At 29.2% G+C, this 10,940-nt stretch carries 12 protein-coding genes; all 12 read right to left on the bottom strand.

What is annotated here, in order from left to right; genetic code table 11:
- Positions 1-4: 4 nt before the first annotated feature.
- Complete coding sequence (locus KA900_RS14440) at positions 5-271, bottom strand: hypothetical protein (RefSeq protein WP_030061495.1); 267 nt, start codon at positions 269-271, stop codon at positions 5-7.
- 68 nt (positions 272-339) lie between these two features.
- Positions 340-954 (bottom strand): hypothetical protein, encoded by a 615-nt coding sequence (locus KA900_RS14435; protein WP_030061494.1) that lies wholly within the window; start codon positions 952-954, stop codon positions 340-342.
- A 15-nt stretch (positions 955-969) separates the two neighbouring features.
- Positions 970-1,593 (bottom strand): hypothetical protein, encoded by a 624-nt coding sequence (locus KA900_RS14430; protein WP_030061493.1) that lies wholly within the window; start codon positions 1,591-1,593, stop codon positions 970-972.
- 36 nt (positions 1,594-1,629) lie between these two features.
- Positions 1,630-2,361, bottom strand: coding sequence for a hypothetical protein (locus KA900_RS14425; RefSeq protein ID WP_210133604.1), 732 nt, complete (start codon positions 2,359-2,361; stop codon positions 1,630-1,632).
- Positions 2,362-2,417: 56 nt separating this feature from the next.
- Positions 2,418-2,813 (bottom strand): single-stranded DNA-binding protein, encoded by a 396-nt coding sequence (locus KA900_RS14420; RefSeq protein ID WP_000608969.1) that lies wholly within the window; start codon positions 2,811-2,813, stop codon positions 2,418-2,420.
- A gap of 16 nt (positions 2,814-2,829) precedes the next feature.
- On the bottom strand, positions 2,830-3,747 hold the full coding sequence (locus KA900_RS14415) for a conjugal transfer protein TrbL family protein (protein ID WP_030061488.1): 918 nt from the start codon (positions 3,745-3,747) through the stop codon (positions 2,830-2,832).
- Positions 3,748-3,824: 77 nt separating this feature from the next.
- A complete protein-coding gene (locus KA900_RS14410; protein ID WP_030061486.1) occupies positions 3,825-5,471 on the bottom strand; it encodes a VirD4-like conjugal transfer protein, CD1115 family in 1,647 nt (548 codons plus the stop codon).
- Positions 5,468-5,932, bottom strand: a complete 465-nt coding sequence (locus KA900_RS14405) for a hypothetical protein (RefSeq protein WP_000715271.1) — start codon at positions 5,930-5,932, stop codon at positions 5,468-5,470. The genes KA900_RS14410 and KA900_RS14405 overlap by 4 nt, the downstream gene beginning before the upstream one ends.
- A gap of 15 nt (positions 5,933-5,947) precedes the next feature.
- Positions 5,948-8,050 carry a DNA topoisomerase III gene (gene topB / locus KA900_RS14400; protein ID WP_030061483.1) on the bottom strand — a complete coding sequence of 701 codons (2,103 nt, stop codon included), beginning with the start codon at positions 8,048-8,050 and terminating at the stop codon, positions 5,948-5,950.
- A gap of 15 nt (positions 8,051-8,065) precedes the next feature.
- Positions 8,066-8,551 (bottom strand): TrsH/TraH family protein, encoded by a 486-nt coding sequence (gene trsH, locus KA900_RS14395; RefSeq protein WP_000735570.1) that lies wholly within the window; start codon positions 8,549-8,551, stop codon positions 8,066-8,068.
- A 9-nt stretch (positions 8,552-8,560) separates the two neighbouring features.
- Entirely contained in the window at positions 8,561-9,637 is a 1,077-nt protein-coding gene (locus KA900_RS14390) for a CHAP domain-containing protein (RefSeq protein WP_031921304.1), read from the bottom strand.
- A gap of 17 nt (positions 9,638-9,654) precedes the next feature.
- Entirely contained in the window at positions 9,655-10,935 is a 1,281-nt protein-coding gene (locus KA900_RS14385; RefSeq protein ID WP_030061477.1) for a hypothetical protein, read from the bottom strand.
- Between the last annotated feature and the right edge of the window lie 5 nt (positions 10,936-10,940).

The following is a 10,940-nucleotide window of genomic DNA, read 5'->3' as shown; positions in this document are numbered from 1 at the left end:
ACAATTATACGGACTTTATCTGATTTTCTTTACTTTTAACAAATAACACAAAGTTTTTAGCGTCTACTTTTGATAAAGTTTGTTCATTATTAGATAGCTTATCAGCAATGCTTTTATAATCATTTTGCTGTATAAATTTTTCAAATTCTCTAATTTGTCCCTTAGCATTATTCAAACTGATTAAATAGTAAGCAATTCCAATAATTAGAAGTGTTATAACAAGAATAACACCAAATATTATGTATTTTCTTTTTTGATTTGTATAATCCATATGTTAAACCCCTATTAATAAAATAAGTATTAAAGAAATGAGTTACCCCACCTCTTTAATACTGTAGGCTAATTGATATTGAATACTTTCTTGAATAAAGATTTAATAGGCTTTTCTTTTTTATTAGTTTCTAGAGTTTTAGGTTTATATACTAAAAGTGGTTCTCCATAATCCCCTTTTTTAGTAGTATCAAAGAATCCTAAGTCTTGATAATATAATTCATCTTTTAAATTAGTATCATAAAGAAATATAGGTATGAACAGTTTATCTGATAACTTTTCCAATTGATTTACCAGCATTGCCCCCATACCTTTTTTAAATGAATGTAAGGCCTCAACTTCTATTAATACACCATAATCTCTGATAATTTTTTCTAAATACTTATTTTCTGATCGCCCAGCTAACCTAAACTGAATAAATGCTGTAATATCAGTGTTGTATACCATATAAGAAGGGCTATCATTCTCTGGAAATTGTTGTATATGAATATAAAATTCTTTTTTAGGAAATATGTTTATCATTTTATTAGAGAAGTTACGACTAAACACATCTGTTTTATTATTAAAAGCCATACCAATAAAATGATTTCTAGTCTTGCTGTCGCTATGTTTTATAGAATCTTTGTATTCTTTTAATGGTAATAGTTTTCTATATCCTTCGTGGTCAAAATCTAAATTCCCCAAAAAACCCCTCCTACATTATTCGTTTTTGTTGTTATCTTTATCAAACCAAGATGTTATTTTATCTTTTATTTCATCTAACTTACTATTTACTTTATTCAATTCTTCTTTCATTTTACTATCATTACCATTTTCTTTAGCTGTCTGTGCATTGTCTAGCTGGTTTACTGTATCTTGATAATCATTTGCTACTTTTTCTGCCTTATCATCATTAGCATTATTCTTTAGATTATTAACTTCGTCTTTTAATTCTTGAAGTTTAGATTGTGTATCATCATTAGAATTTTCAATGCTTGTCTTTGTATCTTCAACTTTACTCTTTAATTCATCATCTTTTTGTTGAACGTATTGATCTGTATTATCTTGTTGTGCTTGATTATTACTTGATTCTTGTGTTTCATCATTATTACTACATGATTTCACACCTAAAGCCACTAAAAGAATTACTAAAATAATAATGATAAATCCAAACCATTTATTACGTCTTTTGTACTTTTTATTTCTTTGTTCTTCATACATTCTTTGTTGATGTTCATAGAACCTTCTTCTATTTTCTTCGTTGATGTCATAGTTATTTCTTGATTGTCTTTCTCTCTCTCTTTCTCTTTCATATTCTTCTCTATATTTGTCAGTTCTTTTCATAAATAAACCTCCATACACAGTAAAATATTTGAGCTATTAGCGTCTGCCAAATTCTAAATACCTTTTTAATCTATCACTTGTATTATGCTTTCTATAAAGTTTAGCAATTGCTTTTTGGTTAATTTCATATTTCTTTTTTAAGTTATTTTTTAATTTTAATACTCTACTTATAAAGTATTCTCTATCTACAGTGTATTGTCCGTTTTTATCCGTTTTTATGTTGCCCTCTTCGTCTTTTTCAAGTAGATATTCAACACGTTCTAAATTCTTGAAATCATTAAAATCTTTAATTACATTAAAGGCTCCCTCTAGTTCTAAAAGTGGGTTTAAATCTGCCTTTTTGCTTGTCCCTTCTGTTAATGGTTTTAAGCATTTATCAAATTGTCTTATTTTTAGAATTTCCTTCTTTAATACTCCACTAACTTCATAAAAGTGAATTAAATCTCTCACAGCGTCCCTGTAAACCTCATACTTAACTTGAAAATTCTCAAATGAATCTTTCAATAATTTTATATCAGTATAACCATGTTCCATAGAATTCAATTGAACTTTCAATGATTCTAAAGGGTCTATATCTTCTATATTTGAACTTTGTCTATGTACACTATATTGAACATTAAAATTATTTCTCATAACTAAATAATTAGTGTTTCTAATACTACGCAATTCACTGTCGATAACATCTTTATATTCTTCTAGCGTATTTACTACATTATCAATTAAGTTTTTCTTTTCTTCTTCAAATCTAATTGTATTTGTTACTTTCATCTAAATCACTCCTATTTTTAAAAAAAGAACGTGTTTTCACACGTCCTTTTATAGTTTTAAAATGGTAAATCATCATCAGAAATAGATTTATCGTTGCTATTATCTTCTTCTGCTGGGCTTATAGCGTCATCTTCTGACACGTCATCTTTTTTGTTTTCTTTTTTGCTTTCTAAAAAGATAGTCTTTTCAACCAAACACCTAGACATATTAATATTATCCTTTTTATATGTTTCAGTTGAACCTTCAATTATAATTAGATTACCTTTACTTTGATAATCAACTAAACTTTCAGCTTGTTTTCCCCATACAACACAATTAATAAAATCTGTTCTATCATTATCAAACTGCCTAGGTACAGCTATGTTAAAGAAAACATAAGACTTATCATTTTTACTTTTTCTTAATTTTAAATCAGTTGCGATACGTCCACTATATATTACTTTGTTTATCATAATTTTCTTCCTTTCTTTATTTAGATAACATTTTTCTAACTAGAAGTTTTGCACCACTTCCAGCCATTCCAGTCGCCATTCGCCCACTTCCAGTAGAGTAAACCATTGATCTAATAAAGGAAGGCGATTTAACTGTAATAATAAAGAATCCTATACCTAATAATAATGTGCCTACGTCTAACTTTGCGCCAAAGAATAAATTTATTCCTCCAAAGAAAGTAAACACTTGTAATGGTAATTGAATACTAATTGCCAATAATTCGCGCCACCATACACCTACATAATTATTTTCATCTGCTAATAATGAAACTGCTACCAACGGGGCAACTACTTTCATTATTATTAAATCAGCTATCCTACTAACAAATTGGAAAATAAATATTACAGTAAATACTAAAATCAATAGAATAAATAGAATAAACATAATTTGACTACCTGCCATAGTCCCCATAGAACCTAGCATTTCTTTAAATCCGTCTTGACCTTTTTTTAAAGAACTCCATTCTTTAATAGTTTCTAAATAACTTTTTTGACCTACATCTAAAAATGCCCTAGTGGCTGCATAAGATAATTTAGTCATTATATCAACTAGCCATGGTAAAGCTGCCACCAATAACGAACTCGGTAATAATTGTGCTACATAATAACCTGGGCTTTCAGCGTTACCTTCTGCATTTTGTTTCATAACTTGAACCATTTTAAAAGCAAACACACATACTGCTATTGAAGTGATTAAGCTATTAACCAATATAGACGCATTTGAAATGTAATCACTTGAAATACTATTAGGGTCAATAAGTATTTTATCTAACAACCATATAAAGAACTTTAAAGGCTCATAAAATAGCGTATAAAGAAATTGAAATATAAAATTCATCATACCGTCTGCAATACCATTAGTTAGGTCTTTAACAGCGTCTTTAATCCAATCCATTCAACCACCTCAACTTTCATTACAAGTATAACAGATTTTACATTACATGTCATGTCATGTAATGTAAAATCCTACTTTTATTTAGCTTGTTTTTGTTTTAATTTTTCATAAAATGCCTTTTTAGAATCATTAATTTTTTGTTGCTCGTCTTTCTTATCTTCTTGTTGTTCTTCATTTTTGCTTTTACTCTCTTTTACTTCCTCATTTTGTTGTTCTTCTTGTGCTTGTTGTTCTTCCTCTAACTCTTTCTGTCTTTGTTCTTCTTTATATTCTTCTAGTTTTTGTTGTTTAATTTTCTCTTGTTTTTTATCCCATTCTTCTCTTAATCTATTATGCTTATCAATCATAGATTGGTTCTTTTTACGTTTATATTCATTTTGAGGTGCTATATATGTTTCAGTTAAATTAGGAAACATTTTGAAATATGCTAGCTTTTTAATGATTTTGGGATTTCTATTCTTGGTTATGAGAATAGCTTTGTCTTGTTGCATATTGCTTATTTCATCTTCATTTAGTAACGCCCTTCCAGTGTAACTCACGTTTTTATTTGATGATTTACTTCTGCTATCTTTACCACTAGAAGAACCTTCACTGCTTGTTTCAAACTCTACAGTGGCGTTACCTAATTCTTCTTTTATATATTTAGCTGTATCGTTATTTACATTACCTAAACATAAAATAACAGCATGGTTCCCTATAATAGCGTTTGCTTTATCTTTATTATACTTGTCTACAGCTTGTGAAATAGATTGAACAATTGTTGTTATACTAATACCATACTTACGACAAGTTGCTAAAGTTTCTTCATAGTCTGGTATTGCGCCGATATTTGGCCATTCGTCTAGTAAAAAATCTACTGGGACTGGAAGTCTAGCACCGTTTTCGTCCCCTAACCTATATAACTGTTGAAACATTTGAGAGAAGAATAAACTAGAAAGTGATTGAACAGTGTTCCCCAAAACCGGCAACATTACATATATAATAGTTTTTCTTAATCCTACATCTCGTAAATCAAAATCAGAATCGCTTGTGTAACTTCTAATTTCGTTATCAATGTAGTTTCGTAAATCGGCTACAAAGGTTAATATAATACTTGCTCTTGTTCTTCCTTCTGATACTGCAAAACCAAATTCATAGCTTTCTCTAGCTGGGTGGTCTTTAGGTAATTCATTAAAGCGATTATCTAATTCAACTGATCCTTCGTCATCATGATTAGGTTTATTGTTTTGAATAAATTTAATAATATTTCCTATAGTTCGTTTTTCGGGTTCAAATTCATATTTAGCATATAGCAATAATGAATTTAGTAATCCTACAGAAGATTTATACCATACATCTTTATTCATTTTAGAATCCCCAGCTGATTTAATAATTAATTCAGCTACAATTGAACAATCAGAATCTTTATCAATATAGTCAAAAAAGTTTTGTCTATCAGAGGCTAAAAAGTTTTTGAAATTTACAACTCTAACATCATAGCCTTGCATACGTTTAATATTAGCTGTTTTTTCGTAAACTTCGCCACTAGGGTCAGTTACAACTATTGATTGTTGATTTTTAACAATAACATTAGGTATAACATAGCCAGCCGATTTAAAAGAACCTGGCCCTCCTACTACAAATATATTTCTATTAGGGCATTTGGTATCAAAATCTTGTATCACTAAATTCTTTTTATTTATAGAAGTTGCTTTACTTTCTAATTCGCCTAAAAGTGTAGTCATTCCTTATCACTTCTTTCTTCTATTAATGATTTATCTAAACTGTTGTAAACATAGTTTGTAATGTCGTTTTCTTTCATTTTTTTATAATGACCTTCTGAAAACAATTCACTATCCTCAGCAAATTTAGCTGATCCATGAGAACCATGTTTAGCAATTTTATAATCTTGATTTTTTTCATTACCGTCTTTACTCTCAAATAATTGTTTTATTAGAATATATATACAAATAATTGTTGCTATTCCACCTATTACAAAAAACACTGTATTTTTATCAGTTATAAAACCAATAATAGTGCTTATTGGGTGTTTAGCTGGAGGGATAAACAACTGTGATATGTCGCTAAATATCTTTTGCTTATTGCTAGTATTACTTAGTGTGTTTAATGCGTATGCTAATATTTGCGCTAAATATATTAATACTAGCCAAATAATACCAGTTAAAATGAATATTCCTTTTTTCATTTTCTTATCCTCCTTTTAATCGAATGAAAACTGAACTTTGTTTTCTTTTGTTAGTATCAACTTACAATCAAATGACTTTCCACTTTTTTTAGATTTAAAGCCTTTTAATTTTTTAGTTGTCTTACTTTCACATAATGCTTTTACTACAGTTGGAGGTATACTCTTTTCTAACAGTTTTTTAGGAATCGTAAATTCACAACCGTTATTGTACTCTGTACAACCATAAAATCCTTTTCTATCTATTAAATAGCCATTATCACAAGCAGGGCATTTTGCGATATTGTTAGATGATACTTTCTCTTTGGCCACTTTTTGTATAATTTCTTTATTTTTAACTTCTTCGCTAATTGTCTTTTTTATCATTTCATTAATGGTATTTATAAATGAATCATCATCTTTTTCTCCTTTACTAATACCATTCAAATATTTTTCCCATTGTCCTGTTAAGTCTGGTTTTGAAAGTAAATGTCCTTCCAATAATAGACAAGCTAATATACCATTTTTAGTAATATAAATTTTGTTTTTTTGTACTTGAATATATTTATTCTTCTTCAAATTTTCTATAATGTCAGCTCTAGTTGCTGGTGTACCTAAACCTTTACTTTCTTTAAGTGTAGACTTTAATCCTTCATCTTCTAGTGTTTCTATAGGATTGGCCATTGCTTTTAATAATGTTTTTTCTGTATATCTTTTTGGAGGTGTCGTTTCTTTTTCTAGCAAATCTAATTCAATATCTACTTCTTCATTTTTTTCAAAATTAGGAATTGTTTCTTCGGAAGTTTTTTGTTTATTTAACAAAGCCTTAAATCCCTTATCTTGAATAATTTTACCTTTCACTTCAAAAATGAGCTTTTTAACAGCAATTTCTATAGTAGTCGTTTCATATTGCTCTTTATCCATAAAGTTCATGGCCACATTCTGTAATATACTTTTATAAACATTGATTTCTTCTTCTTTTAAATCTACTTTATTAAAATCATTTCCAGTTATTAATATTGCGTAATGATCTTCTATTTTAGTAGGATTAATCAAGCTGTTATTAGTTAATTCATTATTCAAATTAGTATTAGTTATTTCTTTTAAATAATCTATATTTTCTACTAACATTTCTTTTTCATCTTCTGTGATATATCTTGAATCAGTTCTAGGATATGTGATTAATTTCTTTTCATATAATGTCTGTGCGATTTCTAATGTTCGTTTCGCACTTATTTTATATTTATCATTCATATCTTCTTGTAAAGCTGATAAGTCATAAAATTTAGGTGGCATTGTATAGCCTATTTCTTTCTCAATATCAGTAACTATTCCTTTTTGTGTTAAATCTGTAATGTCATTATCAAACAAGAATTCGTGCAATTCATCTTCACTATCAAATTTGTTTTTTAACTCTGTTTTTACTTCTTGTTCATCTTTGTTAATAGTCGCTGAAACTTTATAAAACTTTTTGCCTTTAAAACCTTTGATGTTATTTTCTCTGTTGTAAACCATGTTTAATGTAGGACTAGATACTCTACCAATGTGAATAACACCGTCATTACCTAATTCTCGTGAAATTTTAGTAAAATGACGTGATAAGTTAATTCCTACTAACCAATCACTTAATTCTCTAGCCCTGCCCTCTTTGTAAAATCCATAAGTTTTTTCTTTAGGTAATATATTTTTAAAAGCCTTTCTTATACTACTTTCAACTTTAGAAGTAAGCCACAATCTTTTTATAGTAACTTTATCTGTTACTTTCAATTGATTTAAAATTTTATATGCTATATTTTCGCCTTCTCTAGCTGGGTCAGTAGCAATAATAACTTCATCAATCTTGTTTTCTTTAAATATATTTTTAATGTTGTTAAATTGATCTTTCGTTTTGTCAGATACTTTAAATTGAAAATCGTCTTTTTCTAACAATATAGGATATGTGCTAAAATTCTTATATTTTTCGTCATATTCTTGTGGTTCTTGCAATTCGACTAAATGACCAACTGCCCAAGTTAAAAAACCACTTACATTTAATTGTTCATCTGAAACTTCCATATACCCATTTTGTTTTTTCTTTTTTGCAAAAACAGTGCTTAAATCCATTGCTTGTGAAGGTTTTTCACATAGAATTAAAGTGTTCATAAGTATCCCCTCTTTCTATTCTTGATTCATACTTACTAAGTTTCTTTGTGTTAGTTCTTCGATATTATCTATCTTTTGTTTACCTTCTTCTTCTGTTAGTTGAATTTTGCCATATCTCATTGAGTAGTCAGAGTTTTTTTCTTTTTTGTTTGTGATTGAAAGTTTAATAGAATAAAGCACTTCATCATCATTATCTACGTCTTGATAAAGTTTAATGTCTTTAGTTTCCTTTTCTACACCTTTAGTTTGTGCTGATTGATTTTGCATTTCAGCTTGTTTTTGCATTTTTTCAGATAATATATCTTTCATATGCTTGTAACCTTTATAATCATCATTTTCATAACCATATTCAATTAGACCTTTTATCATATCGTTTCTTTCTTCTGTAGTGTCTACTGTTTTTTCTTCATTATCCTTTTTACTATTTTTCTCACTTTGATTTTGGCCACAACCAGCCAAAACCAAAGTGAATAAAATAACTATAGTTAATAATTTTTTCATATTCTCCACCTACTTATCATAAATAAATTGCATACGTTGTGTTTCTTCTTTTGTAAATTCTCTTGAACTTATTACTCCTTCGCCTTTTACGTTGGCCTCACTAACTATAATTCCACCGTCTTTTTTAACCTTTTCTACGAACATTATATGTCCGTATGGTGCTGGTGCACCAAAGTTACCAGGTTTTATAGAGGCTCCAGCGCCAGCTTTTGGTTTACTACCTACTTCCCAACCTTGTGCTTTTGCATTATCTCCCCAATCGCCACCATTACCCCATGTTAAAGGTACTGGTTTACCGATTTCTTTTCTACGTTGATGTACATACCATGTACATTGTCCCCATGGATATGATTGTCCGTTATATTTCGATTTATCGGGTTTAGGGAATTCGCCTTTAAAATCAAAGCCTTTACCGTCTGAACCTCCACCACTACTTTCAGTTGAACATTTGGCCTCTTCGCCACCGAATGACTTCATGATTTTTTTAACTGTAGGTACCCAGTTACTATTTAAGTCTGTCGGGTCATTGCTAGCGCCAACTGGTGCGTATTTTGGCCCGATTTTTTCGGGCGTTGTTAAACCTTTAGAAATATATAAGTCATATAAATTTTTTGCGCCTTTATCAAGTCCTTCTTCAATTGAAGGATAAACTTGTAAAGGTCCAGCCCCCATTATTGATAGAGGGTTTTTTTGTTTTGTTGCGTTTGGCCCTTTGCCCCACTCTGATTCAGAGGCTACAATTGCCATAAATAATTTTGGTGGTATTTTATTTTTTTTAGCAATTTTGACCATATCTTTAGCTTTACCTTCTAACGCACCACCTTTGGCATTTTTTTCAAAAGTAGAAATACCCGAACCGTCTACACTTCCACCAGTACACGCACCAGTTGCTGTTGATTCAGCCTCTTTCATTTTTTGGTCGCCACTCTCATTAATCTCTTTCGTGAAAGATCCTACAAGATAAGCAACCATTATAAAAATAAGAAGGAAAAAACCTATAACTATAGCTATTACTGGTTTTAATATTTTGGATAATGCTTTTTTCTTCATTAGCATTGTTATCCCTTTAGCAATAGCAGTCCACATGATACTTTACCTCCCTCTTATTTTTTCTCTAATTTCTCTATATCTTTTTGAATTTCTTTTTTCTTGTCTTTATCTTTTGTGTTGTCCTTTTCTTCTTTTAGTTGTTTGATTTTAGCTTTATTTATTTCTTCTTCAACTTCATCATCTTTTAGTTTTTTATTAATATCTTCAGCTGATTCAACATAACCTTCTTCGGCTGACGCTAAAGCCAAACGTTTGCTTTGTTCTTCGTAATTACCTGTTGAGCCTACACTAAATGCTGTTCCGTCTTTGTCTAAGATTTTCTTTTCTAGGCTCAAAGTATCGTTGTTTTCAAAGTTGTAAGCTAACTCTCTTATTTTATTTTGCTTACCTTCTTTATATAATTGTTCAATTACATAAGGTGTGTTTTTACTGCTTAATTCAATTAATTCTTCATATTTCTTTTCTTTTTTTAATGTTTTTTCAATATCTTTTTTGTTAAAGCTATCGTCATTTTTCATTCCTTTAACTGCTTGATCGACATTGCCATTATAAAGATTTTCATACACTTTACTTCTTTGTTCTTGCTTATCTGCTTGTGCTATTTTGCTATCTAATTCTTGTTGTTTTCCGTTTATAATCATAAATGAAATTAGGCTTATAACTATTGCAATACCAACAAAACCAAGTATTAAATTTCTAATGTATTTTTTTCGTGTTTCTCTATTGCGTTTTTCTTCATTCAGTAAATACTCTGTCTGTACTTGATTTAATTCATGTCTTACAATCTCTTTCAATTTTTCAAAAGTTTCTGCATTATTAACTTTATGGAAGAAATCATCTTTTTCTTTTGATAAAACTTCAAATTTATTGCGATAATACTTATCAAACGTGTATTGTGATAATGTACTCATTATTAACAATTTATACTGTTCTAAATTATTTATTTTAGGTTTAGGTAAATATTCATGCCCTTTAAATGCTATTTTTATATCCTCAATATTTTTAAAAAATAGGTTTGCTGGGTGCATAACAGTTATATTGTCCTTTAATGGATCAACTTTTAACACATAATCCATTAAAGATAATTTGAGTGCTTTGCTTTCTTTTTTTGCTGATAGGAAGGAATTATATTCATTGTCAGTGTTGTAAATGATATGAAAATAATCGCCTTCCTTTTGTAAATCTTTAACTTCAAAAAACAATTCATTAGGTTCTGTTAGGTCGTATCTAATTTCATCTATGTCTGATATATGGCATAAATCAACATTGATGATATATTCTAAGTGGTTATGTTTCCCTACTAACGTTCCTTCATTAAAATTTCTGATTTTCATGAGAT

Source organism: Staphylococcus sp. GDY8P120P, from assembly GCF_017892065.1.
GTDB classification, from domain to species: Bacteria; Bacillota; Bacilli; order Staphylococcales; family Staphylococcaceae; genus Staphylococcus; species Staphylococcus nepalensis.
Note: the sequence above shows the minus strand (reverse complement) of the source record. Positions and strands in the feature narration are given on the sequence as shown.

Coding starts and splice junctions, on each gene's coding strand:
- KA900_RS14440 (WP_030061495.1), bottom strand. CDS start 271: ATGGATTATACAAATCAAAAAAGAAAATACATAATATTTGGTGTTATT.
- KA900_RS14430 (WP_030061493.1), bottom strand. CDS start 1,593: ATGAAAAGAACTGACAAATATAGAGAAGAATATGAAAGAGAAAGAGAG.
- KA900_RS14425 (WP_210133604.1), bottom strand. CDS start 2,361: ATGAAAGTAACAAATACAATTAGATTTGAAGAAGAAAAGAAAAACTTA.
- KA900_RS14420 (WP_000608969.1), bottom strand. CDS start 2,813: ATGATAAACAAAGTAATATATAGTGGACGTATCGCAACTGATTTAAAA.
- KA900_RS14415 (WP_030061488.1), bottom strand. CDS start 3,747: ATGGATTGGATTAAAGACGCTGTTAAAGACCTAACTAATGGTATTGCA.
- KA900_RS14410 (WP_030061486.1), bottom strand. CDS start 5,471: ATGACTACACTTTTAGGCGAATTAGAAAGTAAAGCAACTTCTATAAAT.
- KA900_RS14405 (WP_000715271.1), bottom strand. CDS start 5,932: ATGAAAAAAGGAATATTCATTTTAACTGGTATTATTTGGCTAGTATTA.
- topB (WP_030061483.1), bottom strand. CDS start 8,050: ATGAACACTTTAATTCTATGTGAAAAACCTTCACAAGCAATGGATTTA.
- trsH (WP_000735570.1), bottom strand. CDS start 8,551: ATGAAAAAATTATTAACTATAGTTATTTTATTCACTTTGGTTTTGGCT.
- KA900_RS14390 (WP_031921304.1), bottom strand. CDS start 9,637: ATGTGGACTGCTATTGCTAAAGGGATAACAATGCTAATGAAGAAAAAA.
- KA900_RS14385 (WP_030061477.1), bottom strand. CDS start 10,935: ATGAAAATCAGAAATTTTAATGAAGGAACGTTAGTAGGGAAACATAAC.